Origin of the sequence: Marinobacter zhanjiangensis (genome assembly GCF_014651935.1) — a bacterium.
GTDB lineage: Bacteria > Pseudomonadota > Gammaproteobacteria > Pseudomonadales > Oleiphilaceae > Marinobacter > Marinobacter zhanjiangensis.
Map to the genome: position 1 here is coordinate 354,226 of NZ_BMXV01000004.1, position 20,840 is coordinate 375,065.

Below are 20,840 nucleotides of genomic sequence, written 5' to 3' on the forward strand. Positions count from 1 at the left end.
CAGTTTTTGACAAACGATCGTATGAATTCCGGGTCCGCCGCGGGATTTGTTGCGCCTGATGACATATTTTCGACGTTTGCAGGAGTTCCGTCCATAAGACTATGGTTTCATGGTTGGAAGCGCAAAGATGTCGCCCGGTTCGCAGCGGATGACGATACGGCCGGGCAAGTACGGTGAGGGTATCCGCCGACGGCTCAGTCGTCGGCGCCGATCACGCAGTTGCGACCGGACTCCTTGGCTTTGTACAGCGCCTCGTCCGCCCGCTCGCAAAAGGCGGAGGCCGGCTCTCCCTGCCAGGCAGCCACGCCACAACTGAAGGTAACGTGAAACTCCCGGTCACCGGCATTCTGGGTCAGCTCTGCAAAGCGCTCGCGAATGTCGTTGATCACGGTGCGGGCATCGCTTTCCCGGGTATCCGGCATGATAACGGCAAACTCCTCACCCCCGTAGCGGCCGATATGGTCGGTCTTGCGCAGCCGCTGCTTGAGGAACATGGACAGGGCCCGCAGGATGCGGTCGCCTATGGGGTGGCCGAAGGTGTCGTTCACCTTCTTGAAGTAGTCCACGTCGATCATGGCGAAACACAGGGGCTGGTCTTTCTGCTGCGTCTTTACGATCTCCTGTTCCAGCAGGTACAGAGTATGGGTGTGGTTGAACAGGCCGGTCAGGCTGTCGCGGATCATCAGCGCCAGCAGCGAACGGGCGCGCCGGCCGCGGTTGTGGATGGTAGCCACCAGGTGTTTCGGATCAATGGGCTTGGTGAGGAAGTCATCGCCCCCCAGGCTCATGGCATGCAGCTGCTTCTGGACATCGTCCTCGGCGGACAGGTAGATGATGGGCACGCTGTGGAAGCGATCCTGCTGGCGGATCACCCGGGCGATTTCCATGCCCGTGCAGCCGGGCATGTACATGTCGAGAATGATGATCTCCGGGTTGAACTCCTCCAGCGCGACAATGATCTGCATGGGATCGGTGATGATGTGGGCGGTCATGCCCGCTTTCCTGAGCACCGTTTCCATGAACTTGGCCTGGGCTCGAGAGTCGTCCAGCACCAATACCCGGTAGGGTTCGACCGCGTTGTTGTGGGTGTAGGTCTCGATTTTCTCGATCAGCTGGCCCGGGTCCACCGCCGGGTAGAAGAACTCCTCGCCGCCACAGCGGGAAGCCCGCAGGCGGGTTTCAATGGTGCCATCCTCGTCGCTGACGAAGATGATGGGAATAGGGGTGTCGTGGCGCTGCTGCAGGGTTTCCACGGTGGCCAGGCCGTTGTCCGGCTGGCCGCCGAAGCCGATATCCATGAGGATGGTTTCGGGCTTGTGCAGGGCGCAGGCCTCCATCAGCTCGGCCGGGGTATCGAAGGCTTCCGCGCGGAAGCCGAAAAACTCCAGCTGACGGATCAGCCGGCTGGCCAGCTCATGATTGCTGAGTGCAACATAGACCGGTGTCTTGCGGTAGACCCGCGGCGGCTCACTGCTCTGGCGATCGGAACGGCGCTGGGTGCTCTGCTCCAGTGACATAACGGCCTCGCGCAGGGCCTGCAGGGCCTCGGCGTCCGGTGCCTGGTGCTCGGGCCACTGCCGGATAGCTGCCATGATGGCCTTGCCGGCGTCGACATAGGCCGACATCTCGAAGCGGCCGGCATAGCGGGCCAGCTTGTCGGCAGCGGCGTTGAGATCCTCCCGGAAGGGGGCGGAGGCCGGGGGATCCGCGTGAATCTTCTGCCAGGTGTCCAGAACGACGCGGGCCTGATTGGTGACCCGGCGGGCGAAATGCTGTCGCAGTTTTTCTTTCTGGGACTCGTCAGTCATGGTGGTGTCAATCTGTCCTGTCCTGGTTGTTCTGGGGTGCCTTCAGAATGTGGAAAGTCCGATGGCCGGGACCTTGCCCCATTTGTGCGGCACCTTTTCTTCGGGATTGCAGGATGTCTTTGTTGCTGCAGTCTATAGTGTTTGTAACCGAAGACGCAGGCAGCGAACTGTAAATCTTTGTGAACCTGAGACGTGGGTACGATCCGGGGCCGGTTTTCGGTAGTTGATACGTCGCAAACTCAAGGTATGGCACGGATGCAGCAGGCAAACCGAAAAATCCGTTCGAGCCGCGTCATCACGTTGCGCACCCTCTTGCTGTTCTTTACCGGCGCTCTGGTGCTCCTGCTTCTGGTGGTCAGCATGGTGATCAGTGCCAGAAGCTTTCATGGTTATGTGATCGAGGAACTGGAGGGGCAGACCCGGGATGCAGCTACCGCCATCGGGCTGTCACTGTCCAATGCCATTGACGCCACCGATACGGTGGCGGTCAGTTCCTTGATCGATTCCATTTTCGACAGCAGCCAGTACCTGGTGGTGGAATTTGTCGACCATGACAATAATGTTGTGGCCGGGCGTTCCCAGCCCCTGGCTGACCTCGGCGTGCCGCGGTGGTTCATCCGGGCGGCGGACCTGCCCAGGCCGGAAGGCACCGCGGCCGTCATGAGGGGCTGGCAGTGGCTGGGGCAGGTGCGGGTGGTCGGGCATCCCGGCAACGCCTACCGTGATCTGTGGCGGGTGAGCCAGTGGCTGATCCTGTCGTCCGTCCTTATCGGCGCCATTGCCATCGCCAGTCTGTACTTTCTGCTGGGCAGGCTGCTGCGCCCCCTCAGGGCGGTGGAGCGTCAGGCCGAGGCCATCGGTCACCGGGATTTCCGCAAGCGTACCCATATCCGGTCGACCCGCGAGCTGAATCAGGTCACCCGCGCCATGAACCAGATGACCGATGATCTTGAGCAGCTGTTTGCCGGTCAGGCAGCGTTGATTGCCCATCTGCGCAGGCTCAATAACGAGGATGCCCTGACCGGACTGGCCAGCCGCAACGCCTTTGATCAGCGGCTGGCGGTTGAGGCCGTTACCGAAGAGGGGCGGCGCCCGGGCAGTCTGGTACTGGTACAGGTTTCCCGCTTTGCCGATGTCAATCAGCATGCCGGACGGCTGGAAGCCGATGCGCTGCTGACCCGCCTGGCCGAATGCGTCCACCAGTTTGTGGACTATCATGCAGGCAGCTTTGCAGGACGGCGCAGTGGTGCCGAGTTTGCGGTTTTCATCCCCGGCGGAGCGCCCGCTGATGCGCTGATCTGGGGGCGGGAACTGGTGGAGGACCTGCAGGCCATTTGCGTGGAGTTTGCCGGTGAGCGCAGTGACGCCCAACTGGATCTTCTGGTCCACGGGGGCGTGGCCGGTACCGGTGATGGGGTATCGGTAAAAACCCTGTTCGAATCGGCGGATACGGCCCTTGCGCGCGCCCAGACCGAGGGTGTTCATCATTGTGAGCTGGCAGACAGTGGTGCCGATGTGCACCATGGCGCGGAAGACTGGCGGCGGCTGTTGACCGATGCCCTGGATCGGGAAGCCCTGTGGCTGTGGGAGCAGCCGGTGATTGCGACGGATGATGAAACCGTGCTCTACCGGCAGGTGTTCTCCCGTCTGCTGGTTGAGCGGGAGTGGGTGAGAGGCAACGCGTTCACGCCGATGGCGGAGCGTTTCGGTCTCATCGGCAGGCTCGATGTTCTGGTATTCCAGCGGGCACTGCAGCGGCTTCGGGAGGAGCCATCAGTGGTGGCCGGTCTGTCCCTGGGTATTTCAACCGTGATGTTGCCGGACATTCCCGAGCGCATCCTGCTGATGTTGAGGGCCGCCGGTACCGATGCCCGGCGGCTGTGGATCGGTATCCCCGAGCAGGCGCTGCATTACCATCGCCAGGAAGCACAGGCGTTTATCCGCCAACTGCGCCGGACCGGGGCCAGTGTGCTGGTGGATCGTTTCGGCGTGGGCGGTATCCCCTTCAGTTACCTGAAGAATCTGTCCATCCAGGCGCTGCGTATTGATTCAAGCTTTGTTCATGGCATTGATCGTCACGAAGAAAACCGGTTCTTCCTGGAGTCGATGATCACCATTGCCCACGGCCGTGGCGTGAAGGTCTATGCCGCTGGTGTGGAAACAGAATCAGAATGGCGTACCCTCAAGGCAGCGGGCATTGACGGTGCCACCGGCTACCACCTGGGCAGGCCCGGACCTGCGGGCGATCCGCCGGTGATCGGGGCGCCTGGGTAAGTTCCTGCCGGCATTGCATAAATCTGACAAATCATTCATCTTTGAAACCGGCTTTACGGTTTATCGGCAAAGGACAGGCGCATATGCTCAACCGACTCAAATCCGTTTTCTCCGGTGGCAGCTCCGGCTACCAGAGCTCATCCGGCGGTTCCGGTCACGGCCGCCCTGTTGGCAAGATCATTATTGCCGTGGTGCTGATCTATCTGCTGGTCACCATTATTCTGGGCATGATCTGGAGCAGTGCACCGGACACCTTTTCCGTTCGTGAGCATACCCGGACGGTGGCGCAGGAGATGGGGCGCGAACCTGTCACCGGTTTTGCCACCACCGCCACCATGATCCGCGTTGCCGAAACCCTGCTCGAAAAACCCGGTGGCTACATTTCCAACGATATCTTTCCCCCGGGACTGTGGATGGACAATATGCCGGCCTGGGAATACGGCGTACTGGTTCAGCTGCGGGATTTCTCCCGGGCCCTTCGCCAGAACATAAGCCGGTCCCAAAGCCAGTCATCGGAGGATCCGGACCTGACCGTGGCCGAGCCCCAGTTCCATTTCGACAGCGGCAGCTGGGCGTTACCATCCACCGAAGGTGAATATCGCCGTGGTATCCGGGCACTGCAAAGCTATCTCGACCGCTTGTCACGCCCGGAGAGCCCTGAAGCCCATTTCTACGCCCGCGCCGATAACCTGAATAGCTGGTTGGCGGATCTGGAAACCCGTTTGGGCAGCCTGTCCCGGACCCTGAGCGAGAGCGTGGGCAAGCCGGAGATCACCGATGCGCTGGCCGGCATCCAGGATTCTGATCCGCTAGCGGAGGAAGAGCGGGGCGAGGACGTCAAGACCCCGTGGCTCAAGATTGACGATGTGTTCTACGAAGCGCGGGGGACCTCCTGGGCACTGCTGCATATCTTCCGTGCCATTGAAGTGGATTTCCGCAAGGTATTGGCGGACAAGAATGCCCAGGCCAGCGTGCGCCAGATCATCATCGAGCTGGAGGAATCCCAGGCCCAGATGTGGAGCCCGGTCATCCTCAACGGCAGTGGCTTTGGTCTGATGGCCAATCATTCCCTGACCATGGCGGCCTATCTGGCCAGGGCCAGCTCGGCCATTTCCGATCTGCGGGAGCTGCTGTCCCGGGGCTGATGACGGGACACAAAAAAGCCGGACCCGAGGGTCCGGCTTTTTTGTGTCAGGGCGTGATCACTTGCCCTGATAGTTGGCCACGGATTCCTCAACGGCCTTGCGGGCCGCCTCGGCATTGGCCCAATCCTGTACCTTGACCCACTTGCCGGGCTCCAGGGTCTTGTAGTTCTCGAAGAAGTGCTGGATCTGGTCCCGCAGCAGCTGCGGCACGTCGTCGATGTCCCTGACGTTGGTATAGGCCTGGGTCAGCTTGTCATGGGGTACGGCTACCAGCTTGGCATCGCCACCGGCTTCATCTTCCATGTTCAGCACGCCCACTGGCCGGCAGCGGATGACCGAGCCCGGCTGCACCGGATAGGGGGTAATCACCAGCACGTCCAGGGGGTCACCGTCATCCGCCAGGGTGTGGGGGATGAAGCCGTAGTTGGCGGGGTAGAACATGGGAGCGGTCATGAATCGGTCGACCATGACAGCGCCCATGTCCTTGTCGATTTCGTACTTGACCGGGGAGCTGTTGGCCGGAATTTCGATGGCTACGTAAATATCTTCGGGCGGGTTCTTGCCGGCCGGGATGTGATCAAAGTTCATGACGGATCCTTCTCTGCGGTATTGGGATTAAGGAACTGCGGTAAAAAGTGGGCGCCATTATACGGGCAACGGTCAGCAACCGAAACACGACCAGAGTCGACCCTGCCGCGCTGTGGGTCAGCCTGCCGCTGGCCGGGTAATGGTCTTTACGCCATCGTGGGTGCCCAGCAGCAATACATCCGCTGGGCGCCGGGCGAACAGACCGTTGGTCACCACGCCCACGATCTGGTTCAGGCGCTCCTCCACATCGATCGGGCGGGACAGGTCCATGTGGTGGATATCGATAATGATGTTGCCGTTATCGGTGGTCACCCCTTCCCGGTAGACCGGGTCACCCCCCAGCCTGACGATCTGGCGGCCCACGTGGCTGCGAGCCATGGGGATGACTTCCACTGGCAGCGGGAAGTCGCCGAGAATGTCGACGCGCTTGGACTCATCGGCGATACAGATAAAGCTGCGGGCAACGGCAGCGACGATCTTTTCGCGGGTCAGCGCGGCGCCGCCGCCCTTGATGAGCTCCAGGCGATCGTTGGTTTCGTCGGCGCCATCCACATAGAATTCCAGCTCGTTGACGGCGTTCAGGTCGTAAACCGGAATGCCATGCGCCTTCAGGCGCTTCGCCGTAGCGTCGGAGCTGGCGACCGCGCCGTCAAAGTCATTGCGAATGTCGGCCAGGTAGTCGATGAAGAAGTTGGCGGTGCTGCCCGTGCCCACTCCGATCACGCTGTCCCGGTCCAGGTAGGGTGCGACATGATCCAGGGCAGCTTTGGCCACCGCCTTTTTGAGTTCGTCCTGTGCCATGCTGGCCTCCGCTCTGGTTGTCAGGGAAAGTGGCGCCGGGCGCGGCGCGAGGCCGACTATTATAGCCCCCACCGGCGGTTCGGTTATAGACGCGGACCGTGCAAAGTTTCTACACTGTGCGTTTGCCCCAGCTCCGGGGCTTCCCGACACCTGTCAAGTCACCCAACTGAACCGGACGTAAAGCACCATGCCGCAACGCTACATCAAAAAGATTCTTGATGCGCGGGTATACGATGTGGCCATCGAAACCCCGCTGACCGAAGCACGCAGTCTCAGCAAGCGTCTGGGTAACAATATTCTGCTCAAGCGGGAAGACCTGCAGCCGGTGTTCTCCTTCAAGATTCGTGGTGCCTACAACCGGATTGCCCAGCTGTCGGATGAGCAGAAGTCCAAGGGTGTGATTTGCGCCTCCGCCGGCAACCATGCCCAGGGTGTGGCACTGGCGTCGAAGAAGCTGGGTATCAAGGCGGTGATCGTCATGCCCCAGACCACGCCGGACATCAAGGTGAAGTCCGTGCGCGACCGGGGGGCGAAAGTGGTGCTCAAGGGGGATGCCTTTGACGAGGCGGCCGCCCACGCCCGGGAACTGATCGCCAAACATGGCTACACCTATATCCCGCCCTATGATGATCCGGATGTGATCGCCGGGCAGGGTACCGTGGCCATGGAGATGATGTGGCAGTTCTCCCATAATCTGCATGCGGTCTTCATCCCTGTTGGCGGTGGCGGTCTGATTGCCGGTATGGCGGCCTACATCAAGTACCTGCGCCCCGAGATCCGGGTCATCGGGGTCGAGCCGGAAGATTCCAACTGCCTGCAGGCGGCCCTGGCGGCCGGTGAGCGGGTGGTGCTGGACGAGGTGGGCATCTTTGCCGATGGCGTTGCCGTACGGCAGATCGGCGAGGCCCCCTGGGAGATCTGCAAGGACAACGTGGACGAGGTGATCACCGTATCCACCGACGAGATCTGCGCGGCCATCAAGGATGTCTTCGAGGATACCCGCTCCATTTCCGAGCCCGCGGGCGCCCTGTCCGTGGCCGGCATGAAAAAATACGTGGAGCGGGAACAGCTGGAAGGCGAGAACCTGGCAGGCATCCTCAGTGGCGCGAACATGAATTTTGACCGGTTGCGTTATATCTCGGAGCGCACCGAGGTGGGCGAGAAGCGGGAGGCCATCCTGGCGGTGACCATTCCCGAGCGGCCAGGGGCGTTCAAGACTTTTATCAATGCCCTGCACAAGCGCAGCATCACTGAATTCAACTACCGCTATTCCGACTCGGAAGCGGCGCGGATATTTGTCGGCATCCAGATCCAGGCGGGTGGTCATGGCCGTGAGGATCTGGTCCAGAGCCTGCGGGAGGATGGCTACCAGGTGGTGGACCTGACCGACAGTGATCTGGCCAAGCAGCACATCCGCCACATGGTGGGCGGCCATGCGCCCACGGTGGACAACGAGAAGGTATTCCAGTTCGAGTTCCCGGAGCGGCCCGGCGCGCTGCTGAAATTCCTGTTGTCCCTGGGCACGCGCTGGAACATCTCGATGTTCCATTACCGCAATCACGGCGCCGCCTACAGCAGGGTGCTGATGGGGGCCCAGGTGAAGGATGCGGAACTGGCGGATTTCGAGGCCATGCTGGACAAGGTCGGGTTCCGCTACAGCAATGAGACGGATAACGAAGCCTACCGACTGTTTCTGGGTGCCGGCAACGGGCACTGATTCCGTTATTGCCCTGCCTGGGGTACCGCCTGATGCCGTCCGGCCTGCTCCGGGTGTATCAGGCGGAGCCACTTTCTCTCTTACGGTTACCGGCGGTTACTGACCGCGAACACACTGTCGACAGAATTTACAAATTTTAATTATAAACAATTGTAAATTCCCGGAGACATGTTACGCTTTTTGTCAATTCTGGGAAACGCCACCATCCCGCTGTTTTTCCAGACAAAGCGATCGTTTCAAACAACAATAATGGCTACATGTATACCAATGGAGGAGATGCAATGAGTCGCAGGCCGGACACGATTCGGACAGTAGTGCTGGCGTTTGTCGTGGGGCTCGCGGTTACCGGATTGACATCATTCCAGGGCGGGGACGATAAGCCCCGTGTATTGCCCGCCGAAATCAGCTCCCAGGGTCAGTGGTCCCAGGCGCAGCGTAATCAGGCCGCACGCACCGAAGGCTGAGCCTCCTCAGCGGGTCCGGTATATTCCGCCATCGGTCACGATGGCATCCAGCGGTATGTCCCAGGGTTCCACAGGCAGCTTGTCCACCCGTTGTAGCTCATGGGCCAGGCCGATCAGCGCCGGTCTCAGCCGGGGTCTTATCCGGGTAAATGCCAGAGTGCGATCATAGAAACCGCCGCCCATCCCCAGGCGTCCGCCTTCCTCATCGAACCCCACCAACGGCATCAGGATCACATCCAGTGACCAGGCCGGCCTTATCAGGCGATGATGAAAGACCGGTTCCGGTATGCCAAAGCGGTTGGGTGCCATGGGGGTGTGCTCGTCATAGCGGCAGAACGCCAGTTGGCCGGAGTGAATCGGGTGCAGCACTGGCAGGTAGAAGTGCACGTTCCGGCGGCGGGTCTGAGCCATGAAAGTCAGCGGGTCAATTTCCCCGTCATTGGGCAGATACAGGGCAATGTTGCGGGCGCCTACGACCCGGGGGTGCTTGCGCAGGGAGTTGGCCAGCTCTATCGCGGCCAGTTTCTGCTGTTCGGGGTTGAGAGCCCGTCTCGCCTCGCGGAGGTGTTTTCTCAGGGCCTTGCGGTCCCGGGCGGATTCCGGCTCGAAATCTGAGAGATTCTGAAAGGTGTGAGGCACGTCGGATATTGAATCTGGTGAAATAAGCTTCCCGGGCTGCCGTTATCGGATGTGGCCCTTGAACCCAAAGTTCAAGGTGGTGGCCGCTGTGACATATTAGGCTTTCCCCTGCGTGGGGGACTTGCTCACAATGCCCTGAAGTAGCCACCTGGGTATTGCGCATCGGCTCGAGGACGAATCCGACCAGCGAACAGCCCAGGAAGTCGGCTTCATTATACGGCCACTGACCGGGGCCATTGCAACAGCCATCAGTGATTTTTCTGTCAGCCAGCGGAGTGGTCGTTTTCCGTTACTTCATGGCTGCCGCCGAGGGCGGTGTCCAGCTTTTCATCCATGCTGCGGAGTAGCTGATCGGCATCACCGGAAACCTTGTTGTCGTCCAGCAGTTCGTGGGTGATGTTCAGTGCCGCCATAACGGCAATGCGTTCGGTGCCCAGAACCTTGCCGGTGGTGCGGATTTCCCGCATCTTGTTGTCCAGGTGGCGGGCTGCTCGGCGCAGGGCATCCTGCTGGTCTTCCGGGCAGGCGACCAGGTAATCCTTGTCGAGAATGTTGACTTCGACCGTGGTGGGGGACTTTGGCATCAGTGGTGCTCCAGGGCTCTGAGTCGGCCGATCATGGCTTCAATGCGGTTCTTGGCCTGGTCGTTGCGCTGGATAAGCTGGGCCCGTTCCCGGTTCCATTCGTCCTGAAGCTCACGCATGGCGGCGTTGTCCTGCTCCAGCTTGCGACAGCGCTCAATAAGACGGTCCAGTTTGTCCGCCATGGCCTGCAATTCTGACTGTTCCATAGACTTTCCGGTACTTGGCGGGGCCGTCTGATACCGGCGGCCCCTTTCGGTCTGACACTCTTGCTCTGACACTCTTGTTGCTCTGGTACTTCGGTTGGCCACCTCTGGTCCAGAGGCGCCAGCGGTCCGCCGTCGATTAACGAATCGGCCAGACGGATCGCTGCCTTGGGGCCACCGCCTGCAAGACACTATAAGTGGGCTATGGGAAAGGGTCAATTTGCCAGTCTGTCATCTTGCTGTGACCGCTGTCCCAACCCGGGAAGCCGTCCTGACGTGACTCCGGGCATCAGAGGCGGTGCTGTTGCCATTCCGGGGTCACCAGGCCCGGGTCAGCCGGTCATATCCTCCGCTACGCCCCAGGCACCCCGGCGACTCCCCATTCGCCAGGCCCTGGCGGCAGGGATCAGGCCCACCAGTAATCCGGCGACCGGCACAGCGGCCAGCAGCGCCCCCTCCAGTGCGGTGGGAGCGCGCAGGGAAATGGCGATTCCCCAGATCTCCAGCAACCAGGGGCTGATCAGAGCCAGCAACAGGTACCAGAAGCCGGCGGCCAGCAGTGATGCCAGCAGCGCCAGCCCGCTGCACTCCAGCAGGTACAGGCTGGCGATCAGGGCGGGGGACGCACCGTTGGCTCTGAGCACCGCGATTTCCTGGTGCCGGTGGGATTGCAGCGTGAGCAGCACCGTTACCAGTCCGGCCAGGCTGGTGACCACCACGAAGGCGGTGATCGCCAGCAGGATAAACTCGAACTGGCCCAGCACCTGCCAGAGCTGTGACAGCGCCACGCCCGGCAGTATCGCGGACAGCGGCTCGGCGTCGTTCTGGTTGATGTCCCGCTGGATCCGGAATGTCAGAATCTGCCGCTCCACGCCGGCCAGTGCGGCGGTCACGGTGTCTGGCGTCAGCGCGCGCTCCCGGGCCGCTTCCGCCGACAGGGTGCGCCCGGGAGCCGGAACGCCGGCTTCCCAGCCGATGTGGATGGCTTCCAGCCCCTCCAGACTGACGTACACGCCCCGGTCCACCGGTGTGCCGGTTGGGGCGAGTATGCCGCTGACCCGGAAGGGGTGCTTGTCATGGTTGACGAAGCTGGTGCGGCCACCACCATGGGACAGCACAATGTCGTCACCCACCTGATGCTCAAGCTGGCGCGCGACCCGGGAGCCCAGCACCACATCAAACAGGTCGCTGAACCATTGCCCTTCTGTCAGCGCCAGCGGCTGGCCGTCACCGTACTGATAATGGTCCAGGAAGCGTTTGTCCGTGCCCACCACCCGGAAGCCCCGGTAGCCGTCGCCCAGGGACAGGGGTACCAGCCAGTCAATGCGTTGGTCCTGCTCCAGGGACTCGAAGGTGGACCAGCGCAGGTTGTTGGTGGCCTGGCCGATGTGGAAGACCGAGTACAACAGCAGGTTGAGCTGACCACTGCGGGCGCCAATGATCAGGTCGGTCCCGGACACGGCGTTGCTGAAGGACTGGCGAACTTCGGTGCGCAGGTATTGCACCCCCAGCAGCAGCGTCACGCTGAGGGTCAGCGTCAGGGTGACCAGCAACAGCACCCGGCGCCGGTGCCACAGGCTGGCAGCGGCCAGGGACAGGGCAAGTGCCGGTTTCATGGTCTGCTCTCCTGCCCGGATGACAGTTCCAGGTGTTGCGTGAAATGCTCCGCCAGGGCGGGGTCATGGCTGACAAAGACCACGCTGGAGCCGTTGGCGGCGGCCTGATCCAGTAGCAGGCGCACGAAGCGGTCGCGGTTGTCGGTATCCAGGGCCGACGTGGGCTCGTCCGCCAGGATCAGTGGAGGCGCACCAATCAATGCCCGGGCAGCGGCCACCCGTTGTTGCTGCCCGATGCTCAGGGTGGAGGGCTTGCGTGTCAGGCAGTCAGCGGGCAGGTCCAGTGCCTGTAGCAGCGTCCGGGCCGTCTGTTGCGGCTGGCCGGCTTTGCGGTGGCGGATGGCGGAAAGCCGGCAGGGCAGGGTGACGTTGTCCAGGGCGTTCAGGTAGGGCACCAGGTTGAACTGCTGGAAGATCACCCCGGTGCGGTCGGCCCGCAGCCGGTCCCGGTCGCCACCGCTCAGCCGGGCCAGGTCCTGGCCGTGAACTTCCAGGCCGCCTTCCAGGGGTCGGTTGAGGCCGCTGAGCAGGCTCAGCAGCGTACTCTTGCCACTGCCGCTGGGGCCACGGATAAACAGGTGGTCGCCGCTGGGCAGCCGGATATCCGGAAAAGCCAGGGTGGTACTCTGGTCTGGCCATTGCCAGCGCAGGTTTTCTGTCTTGATTACCATGTGTCGATCATGCCCGTGATTGAGGTAAAAAACAGGGTTGTTGTTGCATAAGGTTTCCCCCGGGTAACCTGCCGTCACTGTAAAGCCGGTGGCGACCGTGGCATCATACTCCGACAGACACCCCCGGAGAGCCATTGATGATCCTTCCCTCCCCCTTTGCTGTGCTGCGGCATGTGCTGACGCTCTGTCTTCTGCTATCCGTGGCCAGCGTCAGCACCGCCGAAGAAAGCTGGCCGGAACTGGACTGGCTCGAATTGATGCCGGAGGAAGACCTGCGCCTGCTGGAAAGTCTGCCAGAGGTCGAGCACGAGGGTGACGGCCCCGCTGCGCTGCCCGACGAGATCCTCACCGGCCGGGTGGTGCCGGAAATGGATGGCACCCGGGCGCGGATTCCCGGTTTCGTGGTGCCCCTGAAAACCGTGGGATCTGACCAGCGTATCGTCGAGTTCTTCCTGGTGCCCTACTATGGCGCCTGTATCCACGTGCCGCCACCGCCGCCGAATCAGATCATCCACGTTACCTACAAGCCGGGTTTCACCCTGGACGCCCTCTACGAGCCGGTATGGGTACAGGGCACGCTGAAGACCGAGTCGGTGGAAAATGATATTGCCTCTTCCTCTTACACGCTGACCAGCGAGAAGGTTGAGCCGTACGAGGGCTAAAGTGCCAGTTCTATGCCCTTCTCGCCGGCATGCAGCTCGGCACGGCCCTGGCCACTGGTACTGACCCATTCCACTGACAGGTCTTCGATACCCGGGAAATGCTCCATCAGGGGTGTGGTCAGCGCATCCGCCAGGGCGCTTTCGCATTCCAGCCGCTGGGTCACCTCGAAGTCACTATGGTTATCACTGTCGTGACCGTGGTCATCGTCTTCCGAACGGTCCCGCCCATAGTGAATGGTACCTGCGACCACAGTGCAGTCATTGCCTTTTGCCTGCACCAGGGGCGTTGCCGTCAGCCACTCCCGGGTCTCCATAAGAATTTTGTCCTGTCCGTCATTCTTCGGCTGATGCTCGAAACCCAGCAGATTTGCCGCTGGCGACCGCAGGATCAGCTCTGCCGTATGGCCATCGATGGCGATCTGAAGTTGTGCTTCCCCATGAACATGGGCCTGTTGATGATGATCGTCGGCAGCGCTGGCATTGAGGGGTGTGGCAGCACATGCCAGGGCAAGTGCAATGACCGGGAGGCCGGGAAGTGAGGTCATGGCAGAAGGTTCCTTTTGATATGTTATAACGTAATTTACCTGAGTGAGGTATCAGGTCAAGGTGCTGCGGGGATTTGTGCTTGGCTATGCCGCTGCACCGACGGAAATGCTAGGATTGGAGACCCATTCAACTGACAGGTACAGCGATTTCATGACCGACAACGCAGAACCCGCTGCCAGCACTGGCGATTTTGAGGGCTGGGCGAATCTTTTCACCCGCTGCCGGGCATTCAGTCATCCCTCCGAGCTTCATGGCGGTCTCTGCGGCCGGCTGGCGGCCGGTGCCAGACTCGACCAGCCACAATGGTTCGAGGTGGTTTGCGAGCACATCGGCATTGCCCCCGAGACCCTGGAGCAGGGCGAAGACCTGCCGGCGGAACTGCCGGAGTTCATGGACGATGTCTATCGTCAGACCCTGGAACAGCTGAGCGCCGCCGATATGGCTTTCCAGCCGCTGCTGCCGGAAGACGATTATGCGTTCGAGCAGCGGCTGCAGGCCCTGGCGGCCTGGGTGCGCGGGTTTCTCGAGGGTATGGCGCTGGCCGCCGGTGAAAAACTGGGCGAGGCGCCGGATGAAATCCGTGAGCTGATCGAGGATATGGTCGCTATCAGCCAGGTGGAGGAAGCCGACGACGGTGACGAGACGGCGGAAGTGCAGCTCAACGACATTACCGAGTACGTCCGCCTGGGTGTGATTTCCGTATTTACCGAGTTCAATCCTCCGGCAAAATCATCACCCGTTGCAGGCCAGACCCTGCACTGAGTTTTCGAGTATCAGGAGACCCTATGAGCCCGTGGATTCCGATGAGTGAACACGCCGAGCGCCGGCGCCGGCTGATGGAAACGATGGCGCAGGACAGCATCGCCATCCTGCCGGCCGCTCCGGAGCGTACCCGCAACCGGGATGTACTCTACCCGTTCCGTCAGGACAGCGACTTCCAGTATCTGACCGGTTTTGGTGAGCCGGAAGCCGTGCTGGTGCTGATCCCCGGCCGGGAAGCTGGCGAGTCGGTTCTGTTCTGCCGGGAGCGCAACCCGGAGAAAGAACAATGGGATGGTTCCATCACCGGTCAGGACGGCGCCATCGAGGCTTTCGGGCTGGACGACGCTTTTCCTGTCAATGATATCGACGACATCCTGCCGGGCATGATTGAAGGACGCAGCCGGGTGTACTATCCCCTGGGCCGCGACCAGGCCTTTGATGCCCGGGTCATGGACTGGGTCAAGCAGATCCGCAGCAAGGTCCGCGCCGGCGCCCAGCCTCCCGGCGAGTTTGTCGCCCTGGAGCATTTGCTGCACGATCTGCGGCTGTACAAGAGCGCGAAGGAAATCAAGGTCATGGCCGAAGCCGGCCGGATCAGCGCGGAAGCCCATTGCCGCGCCATGAAGCGGGCCCGCAAGGGCGGTTATGAGTACCAGCTGGAGGCGGAGCTGATCCACACCTTCATGGAGCACGGCGCCCGCAACACGGCCTACCCGTCTATCGTGGGCAGTGGTGCCAATGCCTGTGTGCTGCACTACATCGAGAACAGCGCGCCCCTTGACGAGGGCGATCTGGTGCTGATCGACGCGGGCTGTGAGGTGGACTGCTATGCCTCGGATATCACCCGCACCTTCCCGGTGAGTGGCAGGTTCAGTGAGCCCCAACGGGCCATCTATGAAGTGGTTCTGGAGGCCCAGTACGCCGCCATCGACGCGGTCCAGCCTGGCCACCACTGGAACATGCCCCATGAGGCGGCGCTGGAAGTGCTGACCCAGGGGCTGATTGACCTGGGTATTATCGAGGGCCCGCTGGCCGAGGCGCTGGAGAAAGAGGCCTACCGCCCCTTCTTCATGCACCGCACCGGCCATTGGCTGGGTATGGATGTGCATGATGTGGGCGACTACAAGGTGGGCGATGCCTGGCGGGTACTGGAGCCGGGCATGGTGATGACCGTGGAGCCGGGGCTGTACATCCCGCCGGACAATATGGACGTGGACCCGCAATGGCGCGGTATTGGTGTTCGTATCGAAGACGACGTGGTGGTCACGAAGGAAGGCTGCAAGGTGCTCACCGATGCGGCGCCCAAGAACATCGCCGAAGTGGAAGCGTTGATGGCGGAATAATCCGGACAGCAGGCCTATGATGCAGGCATTTGATACCGACATACTGATCGCAGGGGGCGGCCTTGCCGGTGCCACCCTGGCGCTGGCCGTCTGTCGCCTGGTACCGGGTTATCGGGTGACAGTGGTGGAAGCCTTCCCGTTGCCGGAAGACCCGGCCCCCACCGATTATCAGCCCAGCTACGATGCCCGCTCCACGGCGCTGTCATGGGGCGCCCGCCGGATCTTCGAGCAGCTGGACCTGTGGTCCGCCATCAGTCGCCAGGCGGCACCCATCCGGCATATCCACATCTCGGAAAAGGGCCGCTTCGGCGTTACCCGGCTGGCATCAGAAGAGCACCGGCAACCGGCGCTGGGCTATGTGGCGGACAACCGCTGGCTGGGATTGTGCCTGATGGATGCCCTGCGAGAGCAGCCGGCTATCCGCTGGCTGGCACCGGCGCAGGCGGAAAGTGTTACTACGCTGCGCGAGGGCGTGCGCGTGGGCATTCGCCAGGCAGAAGAGGCATTCACCCTTACCAGCCGCTGCCTGGTGGTGGCGGACGGGGGCCGCTCCGGATTGCGGGAGGACCTGGGCATCGCGGTGCACCAGCAGGATTACGGTCAGTATGCCCTGATCGCCAATGTCAGTACCGAACGCCCCCACGGCGGCACGGCCTGGGAGCGGTTTACCGAGCGCGGCCCCATGGCACTGTTGCCCCAGGTGAGTGGTCCCGAGCCCGGGCATCGCTCGGCCCTGGTGTGGACTCTGAGCCCTGAAGATCTCGACGACGTCCTGGCGCTGGACGAGGCTGGCCGGTGCGCCCGGCTGCAGCAGGTGTTTGGCTGGCGGCTGGGGCGCTTTACCCGTTTTGGCGACTGTCATCACTATCCGCTGTCCCTGATCACGGCGGACGAGTGCGTGCGTCCCGGCGTGGCCCTGGTCGGCAACGCCGCCCACGCCCTTCACCCGGTGGCCGGTCAGGGCTTCAACCTGGCCCTGAGGGGGCTGATGGCCCTGGTGGAGGCATTCCGTTTTGCCCGGGACAACGACCTGTCGCCGGGAGATCTGACGGTGCTGAGCCGGTACCGGCAACAGCATGCTCCGGATCAGCAGCAGACCATTGGCTTCTCGGATTCCCTGGTACGCCTGTTCGGCGATGAATACCCGGTCATAGGCGCCGCCCGTAACGCCGGACTGGTGGGGCTGGATATTCTGCCCGCTGCCAAGCACTGGTTTGCCCGCCGGGCCATGGGTGTAACCGGGGGTGGTTCCGCCCGGCAGCCATCGGATCGTGACCGGGAGCACTGGCAATGAAGGATTTCGATATTGTTGTCGTCGGCGGCGGTATGACCGGTAGTGCCGTGGCCGTGGGCGCGGCACAGCAGGGCTGGCGGGTGGCGCTGGTGGAAGCGGCGCCGATGTCGAAGCTGCTGGCAGCACCGGCGCCGGCCCGCGCGGTGGCCGATTTCGAACCCCGTGTCAGCGCCATCTCCGTGGCCAGTCAGCGCCTGCTGGAAAACGTCGGTGCCTGGCAACGAACCATCCGCACCCGCCACTGCCCTTACCAGGCCATGGATGTCTGGGACGGGGAGGCCATCGGCCGTATCCGCTTTGATGCCGCCGAGCTGGGTGTGCCTGCCCTGGGTACCATTGTCGAGAACCGGCACCTGGTGCGTGGCCTGTTCGAGGCGGTGCAGGACAGTGACCTTGCCTGCCTCGACGGCCAGACGGTGGAGGCCATGACAGCGGCGGAAAAAGGCTGGCAGGTGACCCTGTCCGGCGGTGACACTCTTGCCGCCCGGCTGGTGGTGGGCGCCGACGGTGCTCATTCCCGCATTCGCCAGTGGGCCGGTCTGCCCACCCGCGAGTGGGATTATGACCAGGAAGCCATTGTCTGCACCGTGCAAATGGAACTGCCCCATCAGTACACCGCCTGGCAGCGCTTTACGGCATCGGGCCCGTTGGCGTTTCTGCCGTTGCAGGCAGACGATGAAGGGCAGGGCGGGCATTTCTGCTCGATCGTCTGGTCCCAGGACACCCCGGAAGCCCGGCGCCTGCTGGACCTGGACGATGCTTCGTTCATGGCGGTGCTGACCCGGGCCCTGGAAGGCCGGCTGGGTCAGGTCGAGGCGGTCTCCCGGCGCTATGCCTTCCCGTTGCGCCAGCGCCACAGCAAGCAGTATGTCCAGCCGGGCCTTGCCCTGGTGGGAGATGCGGCCCATACCATCCATCCGCTGGCCGGGCAGGGCGCCAACCTTGGCTATGGTGATGTCACTGCGCTGCTGGCGGAGCTGGAGGGCGCGTTCGGTCGTCGCCAGTCACCGGGCGAGCTGATGCTGCTGCAGCGCTACCAGCGCCGGCGGAAGGGCGAGAATCTCGCGATGATGGCGGCCATGGAAGGCTTCAAACAGCTTTTCGCCCGCGACGAGTTACCCGTTCGCTGGCTACGAAGCACCGGCATGCGCTGGCTGGACCGGGCATCCCCCCTGAAGAACCGGGTGGCGGCCGAGGCCATGGGGCTGTAGCAACAGTCCCTGGCTATGGACGGCGCGCCTTGGCTATGGTCGGCGCGGAATGGATGGCAGATGAAATGGTGCGGGGGCGGTTGCCGTTACGCCGTGGAGCTGGCCGGTTGACTGCCGCAGAGGGTGCGGATCGCCTTGCAGGCTTCCTCGATGGCCGGACGCCGCCCGACAATCAGGTCGCTGTAGGTAAAGGATTCAGTCAGGCGGATAATGATCAGCGCCAGGCTGTCGATTTCCAGTCCCGGTGCAATCGTGCCTTTCTCCTGTTCCTCCAGTAACAGCTGCTTCATGGCATTGAGCCGGCGTTCCTGGAGCAGCCGGGTGGATGTCAGTATCTGCAGGGCAAACTGGGGGTCATCACTGATGAATTGCCGCAGGGGCCGGGATTCGATCACCGCCGTCATGGTGTATCGACAGACGTTGGCAATGTAGTCAGCGCCGGAGCCGGAGGCTGTTTCACGGGCCTGTTTCAGGGTAGGTTCATACACCGACCACATGATTTCTGCCATCAGCAGTTCCTTGGTGCCCACCCACCGGAACAGGGTGGTCCTGCCGATGCCTACGCTCTCAGCCAGCTCGTTAAGACTGATGCGCTCTCCCCGAAGCCAGCGGCGACGCGCTTCCTTCAGGACATCCAGTGGTGTTGCCCGATGGCTCGGGTGCCTGACGAACTGGCTCAGCGGTGTGTTCTGCTGGTCTGTCATCGGATCCTCCCTGACGTGGGTCCGAACTTGCGGTCTGTAAACCGGGTGGTGGAGCGGATCCCGGATGCCATTTCCGTTGGCACCCGGGACGGGCCATCAGTAGCCCATTTCTTCCTTGAGCTCCTGGTCAAGCCAGATACGGGCATAGATGGGCGCCGGACGTACGGCACCAACCCGCAGTTCGCCATGGTAGTTCTTCACCCAGGGCCACCAGGCGATATAGAACTCCTGGGTGGGCAGCCATACCTGGGGTACCGCTTCCTCAATGATGTAGTTGTTCATTTCCCGCAGCATTTCATTCTGCTTTTCCACATCGGTTTCATGCAGAGCGGTGTTCCACATCTTGTCGAAGGTTTCGTCGGCATAGAACGACGGGTTCCAGGTCTGATCGGTCAGGTAGCTCTTGCGCAATACCGAGAAAGGGTTGCCCTCACCATTGTCCATCAGGTAACCGTCGGCCTGGTTCTCGTCCCGCATCTGGGAGCGGAAGGCGCCGTATTCCAGTGTCTTGATGTTCATGGTGATACCGGCCATCTGATAGTAGGCCTGGAGCATGGCCACCATGTCGACGTGGTAGGGGTCACAGGAGCAGACCTGCAGGTCAAACTCGAGCCCGTCCGGATAACCCGCTTCAGCCAGCAGCTCTTTTGCCTTCTCCGGGTTGTGGCCGAACATGGCCTGAGCCTGATCGGAGAGTTCCTCCAGAGGCGTGTACAGTGACTCCCAGCGTTGGGAGAACGGATAGTTCAGCAAGGCACCCTCGCCATTGAGCAGCGATTGCTGGATAGCCGGCTGATCCACCGCCAGGTTCATCGCCCGGCGCACACGCACGTCATTGAACGGCTTTTTGTCGGTGCGAAGGGCGATATAGGTGCCTTCTGTCTTGAGGGCGCTCTTGAAGTTGAGTTCAGGCGCGGTTTTCTTCAGCTCCTCCACGAACTGCCAGCGAATGGATTCGTGGATATCCAGCTTGCCGCTGCGTAGTGCGGCGATGGAGCTGGACTCATCCTTGATGATGTTGTACACCACACCGTCATTCAGCGGCAGGTCGTAGGTTTCACCGTCGATGGTGGTGGTGTCCCAGTAATCCTCGTTGGCCTTGTAGACCTGTTCCCGGCCACGGTTTACCTCGGTCAGCATGTAGGGCCCGGTGCCGGTGGCGTTGCGCCAGTCGGCCCGCTCCTCGCCACTGAGGCTGTGCCACTCCGGTGGCATGATGCCGTCATAGTAACCCCAGCCGATGCGGTAGCCCCAGTTGCCGTTGAACTCGTTCAGATAAGCCACAACCTTGTGGTCGCCTTCGGCTTTCCACTCATCGATAAAGTCCCAGTAGGTGGGAATGTAGCGGTCGCTGGCCTGCATGGTCTCGAAGTGATTGATGATGTCTTCGGCGACCACCTCGCGGCGCTCCATGACACCTTCCTTGGCCTGCCAGTAGACACCTTCGCGCAGATCGAATTCGATTCGCAGCGGGTCCTGCTTCACTTCCCAGCTTTCCGCCAGGTCGCCGGTGTAGTGTTCGGAGGGGATGAAGGCCTGGGCGATGAAGTCGTTTTCGTCGCTGCCTCCGGGCCCGTACTGAAGATCGCCCATGATCAGGTGATCCATGAACAGCATGTCGTGGTTGGCTTTCCAGTTCCACTTGGCGGTATCCCAGGTCACGGCATCCAGTCCGTAGTAGATGCTGGCAACGTTGATCATGCCTCCGGGATCATCAGGTGGTGCCTCCGCCATGGCGGTCAGTGGGAAGGCGGCGGCAACGGCCACTGCCATAAGGCGCTTTCTTGTTGTTTTCATTGAGTGCATAG

General features: G+C 61.8%; 20 protein-coding genes and 1 other RNA gene. 9 read left to right on the forward strand and 12 right to left on the reverse strand.

What is annotated here, in order from left to right; translation table 11 throughout:
- Nucleotides 1–194 precede the first annotated feature (194 nt).
- Nucleotides 195–1,808: a diguanylate cyclase gene (locus IE079_RS10650; protein WP_189576193.1), complete on the reverse strand. Its 1,614-nt coding sequence runs from the start codon at nt 1,806–1,808 to the stop codon at nt 195–197.
- Between the two features lie 255 nt (nt 1,809–2,063).
- Between IE079_RS10650 and IE079_RS10655 the strand changes: the two genes are divergently transcribed.
- Complete coding sequence (locus IE079_RS10655) at nt 2,064–4,082, forward strand: bifunctional diguanylate cyclase/phosphodiesterase (protein WP_189576196.1); 2,019 nt, start codon at nt 2,064–2,066, stop codon at nt 4,080–4,082.
- Between the two features lie 83 nt (nt 4,083–4,165).
- The gene (locus tag IE079_RS10660; RefSeq protein WP_189576199.1) at nt 4,166–5,227 is read left to right on the forward strand and encodes a DUF2333 family protein; all 1,062 of its coding nucleotides are present in this window, start codon (nt 4,166–4,168) and stop codon (nt 5,225–5,227) included.
- Nucleotides 5,228–5,284: 57 nt separating this feature from the next.
- Here IE079_RS10660 and ppa read toward each other — a convergent pair whose 3' ends face one another.
- Together ppa and rpiA are read right to left on the reverse strand one after the other, a co-directional pair.
- Nucleotides 5,285–5,815, reverse strand: coding sequence for an inorganic diphosphatase (ppa, locus tag IE079_RS10665; RefSeq protein ID WP_189576201.1), 531 nt, complete (start codon nt 5,813–5,815; stop codon nt 5,285–5,287).
- 117 nt (nt 5,816–5,932) lie between these two features.
- Nucleotides 5,933–6,616, reverse strand: coding sequence for a ribose-5-phosphate isomerase RpiA (gene rpiA, locus IE079_RS10670; RefSeq protein ID WP_189576203.1), 684 nt, complete (start codon nt 6,614–6,616; stop codon nt 5,933–5,935).
- Between the two features lie 187 nt (nt 6,617–6,803).
- On the opposite strand from rpiA, the gene ilvA reads away from it, so the two are divergent.
- Together ilvA and IE079_RS10680 are read left to right on the forward strand one after the other, a co-directional pair.
- Nucleotides 6,804–8,333 carry a threonine ammonia-lyase, biosynthetic gene (gene ilvA, locus IE079_RS10675; RefSeq protein ID WP_189576205.1) on the forward strand — a complete coding sequence of 510 codons (1,530 nt, stop codon included), beginning with the start codon at nt 6,804–6,806 and terminating at the stop codon, nt 8,331–8,333.
- 281 nt (nt 8,334–8,614) lie between these two features.
- Complete coding sequence (locus tag IE079_RS10680; protein WP_189576207.1) at nt 8,615–8,797, forward strand: hypothetical protein; 183 nt, start codon at nt 8,615–8,617, stop codon at nt 8,795–8,797.
- Between the two features lie 6 nt (nt 8,798–8,803).
- On the opposite strand, the gene IE079_RS10685 is transcribed toward IE079_RS10680, so the two are convergent.
- The 6 genes from IE079_RS10685 to IE079_RS10710 all read right to left on the reverse strand — a co-directional run bounded on the left by IE079_RS10685 (nt 8,804) and on the right by IE079_RS10710 (nt 12,510).
- Nucleotides 8,804–9,436 (reverse strand): 5-formyltetrahydrofolate cyclo-ligase, encoded by a 633-nt coding sequence (locus IE079_RS10685; protein ID WP_189576209.1) that lies wholly within the window; start codon nt 9,434–9,436, stop codon nt 8,804–8,806.
- A gap of 24 nt (nt 9,437–9,460) precedes the next feature.
- Nucleotides 9,461–9,641, reverse strand: a non-coding RNA gene (ssrS, locus tag IE079_RS10690) — 6S RNA.
- A gap of 58 nt (nt 9,642–9,699) precedes the next feature.
- Complete coding sequence (locus IE079_RS10695; RefSeq protein ID WP_189576211.1) at nt 9,700–10,020, reverse strand: cell division protein ZapA; 321 nt, start codon at nt 10,018–10,020, stop codon at nt 9,700–9,702.
- Nucleotides 10,020–10,226: a TIGR02449 family protein gene (locus IE079_RS10700; RefSeq protein ID WP_189576213.1), complete on the reverse strand. Its 207-nt coding sequence runs from the start codon at nt 10,224–10,226 to the stop codon at nt 10,020–10,022. The genes IE079_RS10695 and IE079_RS10700 overlap by 1 nt, the downstream gene beginning before the upstream one ends.
- A gap of 329 nt (nt 10,227–10,555) precedes the next feature.
- Complete coding sequence (locus IE079_RS10705; protein ID WP_189576215.1) at nt 10,556–11,839, reverse strand: ABC transporter permease; 1,284 nt, start codon at nt 11,837–11,839, stop codon at nt 10,556–10,558.
- Nucleotides 11,836–12,510: an ATP-binding cassette domain-containing protein gene (locus tag IE079_RS10710; RefSeq protein ID WP_189576217.1), complete on the reverse strand. Its 675-nt coding sequence runs from the start codon at nt 12,508–12,510 to the stop codon at nt 11,836–11,838. The genes IE079_RS10705 and IE079_RS10710 overlap by 4 nt, the downstream gene beginning before the upstream one ends.
- A gap of 137 nt (nt 12,511–12,647) precedes the next feature.
- Between IE079_RS10710 and IE079_RS10715 the strand changes: the two genes are divergently transcribed.
- Nucleotides 12,648–13,172 (forward strand): DUF3299 domain-containing protein, encoded by a 525-nt coding sequence (locus IE079_RS10715; RefSeq protein ID WP_189576219.1) that lies wholly within the window; start codon nt 12,648–12,650, stop codon nt 13,170–13,172.
- On the opposite strand, the gene IE079_RS10720 is transcribed toward IE079_RS10715, so the two are convergent.
- Nucleotides 13,169–13,717 (reverse strand): ZrgA family zinc uptake protein, encoded by a 549-nt coding sequence (locus IE079_RS10720; RefSeq protein WP_189576221.1) that lies wholly within the window; start codon nt 13,715–13,717, stop codon nt 13,169–13,171. The two genes, IE079_RS10715 and IE079_RS10720, sit on opposite strands and share 4 nt — an antisense overlap.
- 151 nt (nt 13,718–13,868) lie before the next feature.
- Here IE079_RS10720 and IE079_RS10725 point away from each other — a divergent pair, with 151 nt between their 5' ends.
- From IE079_RS10725 to IE079_RS10740, 4 genes are read left to right on the forward strand one after another with little or no spacing between them, the layout of a single operon-like run.
- On the forward strand, nt 13,869–14,480 hold the full coding sequence (locus tag IE079_RS10725; RefSeq protein WP_189576223.1) for a UPF0149 family protein: 612 nt from the start codon (nt 13,869–13,871) through the stop codon (nt 14,478–14,480).
- 23 nt (nt 14,481–14,503) lie between these two features.
- Nucleotides 14,504–15,823: a Xaa-Pro aminopeptidase gene (pepP, locus tag IE079_RS10730; protein ID WP_189576224.1), complete on the forward strand. Its 1,320-nt coding sequence runs from the start codon at nt 14,504–14,506 to the stop codon at nt 15,821–15,823.
- Nucleotides 15,824–15,842: 19 nt separating this feature from the next.
- A complete protein-coding gene (gene ubiH, locus IE079_RS10735; RefSeq protein WP_189576371.1) occupies nt 15,843–17,117 on the forward strand; it encodes a 2-octaprenyl-6-methoxyphenyl hydroxylase in 1,275 nt (424 codons plus the stop codon).
- Nucleotides 17,114–18,328, forward strand: coding sequence for a UbiH/UbiF/VisC/COQ6 family ubiquinone biosynthesis hydroxylase (locus tag IE079_RS10740; protein ID WP_189576225.1), 1,215 nt, complete (start codon nt 17,114–17,116; stop codon nt 18,326–18,328). Before ubiH ends, IE079_RS10740 begins: the two co-directional genes overlap by 4 nt.
- Nucleotides 18,329–18,414: 86 nt before the next feature.
- Here the strand turns inward: IE079_RS10740 and IE079_RS10745 are convergent, their stop codons facing one another.
- Both IE079_RS10745 and IE079_RS10750 read right to left on the reverse strand, forming a co-directional pair.
- The gene (locus IE079_RS10745) at nt 18,415–19,032 is read right to left on the reverse strand and encodes a QsdR family transcriptional regulator (protein ID WP_189576226.1); all 618 of its coding nucleotides are present in this window, start codon (nt 19,030–19,032) and stop codon (nt 18,415–18,417) included.
- Between the two features lie 96 nt (nt 19,033–19,128).
- On the reverse strand, nt 19,129–20,805 hold the full coding sequence (locus tag IE079_RS10750; RefSeq protein ID WP_189576227.1) for an ABC transporter substrate-binding protein: 1,677 nt from the start codon (nt 20,803–20,805) through the stop codon (nt 19,129–19,131).
- Nucleotides 20,806–20,840 lie beyond the last annotated feature (35 nt).

Excerpts from the sequence above, each read along its gene's own strand:
- IE079_RS10650 (WP_189576193.1), bottom strand. The coding sequence starts at position 1,808 with ATGACTGACGAGTCCCAGAAAGAAAAACTGCGACAGCATTTCGCCCGC.
- IE079_RS10655 (WP_189576196.1), top strand. The coding sequence starts at position 2,064 with ATGCAGCAGGCAAACCGAAAAATCCGTTCGAGCCGCGTCATCACGTTG.
- IE079_RS10660 (WP_189576199.1), top strand. The coding sequence starts at position 4,166 with ATGCTCAACCGACTCAAATCCGTTTTCTCCGGTGGCAGCTCCGGCTAC.
- ppa (WP_189576201.1), bottom strand. The coding sequence starts at position 5,815 with ATGAACTTTGATCACATCCCGGCCGGCAAGAACCCGCCCGAAGATATT.
- rpiA (WP_189576203.1), bottom strand. The coding sequence starts at position 6,616 with ATGGCACAGGACGAACTCAAAAAGGCGGTGGCCAAAGCTGCCCTGGAT.
- ilvA (WP_189576205.1), top strand. The coding sequence starts at position 6,804 with ATGCCGCAACGCTACATCAAAAAGATTCTTGATGCGCGGGTATACGAT.
- IE079_RS10680 (WP_189576207.1), top strand. The coding sequence starts at position 8,615 with ATGAGTCGCAGGCCGGACACGATTCGGACAGTAGTGCTGGCGTTTGTC.
- IE079_RS10695 (WP_189576211.1), bottom strand. The coding sequence starts at position 10,020 with ATGCCAAAGTCCCCCACCACGGTCGAAGTCAACATTCTCGACAAGGAT.
- IE079_RS10700 (WP_189576213.1), bottom strand. The coding sequence starts at position 10,226 with ATGGAACAGTCAGAATTGCAGGCCATGGCGGACAAACTGGACCGTCTT.
- IE079_RS10705 (WP_189576215.1), bottom strand. The coding sequence starts at position 11,839 with ATGAAACCGGCACTTGCCCTGTCCCTGGCCGCTGCCAGCCTGTGGCAC.
- IE079_RS10710 (WP_189576217.1), bottom strand. The coding sequence starts at position 12,510 with ATGGTAATCAAGACAGAAAACCTGCGCTGGCAATGGCCAGACCAGAGT.
- IE079_RS10715 (WP_189576219.1), top strand. The coding sequence starts at position 12,648 with ATGATCCTTCCCTCCCCCTTTGCTGTGCTGCGGCATGTGCTGACGCTC.
- IE079_RS10720 (WP_189576221.1), bottom strand. The coding sequence starts at position 13,717 with ATGACCTCACTTCCCGGCCTCCCGGTCATTGCACTTGCCCTGGCATGT.
- IE079_RS10725 (WP_189576223.1), top strand. The coding sequence starts at position 13,869 with ATGACCGACAACGCAGAACCCGCTGCCAGCACTGGCGATTTTGAGGGC.
- pepP (WP_189576224.1), top strand. The coding sequence starts at position 14,504 with ATGAGCCCGTGGATTCCGATGAGTGAACACGCCGAGCGCCGGCGCCGG.
- ubiH (WP_189576371.1), top strand. The coding sequence starts at position 15,843 with ATGCAGGCATTTGATACCGACATACTGATCGCAGGGGGCGGCCTTGCC.
- IE079_RS10740 (WP_189576225.1), top strand. The coding sequence starts at position 17,114 with ATGAAGGATTTCGATATTGTTGTCGTCGGCGGCGGTATGACCGGTAGT.
- IE079_RS10745 (WP_189576226.1), bottom strand. The coding sequence starts at position 19,032 with ATGACAGACCAGCAGAACACACCGCTGAGCCAGTTCGTCAGGCACCCG.
- IE079_RS10750 (WP_189576227.1), bottom strand. The coding sequence starts at position 20,805 with ATGGCAGTGGCCGTTGCCGCCGCCTTCCCACTGACCGCCATGGCGGAG.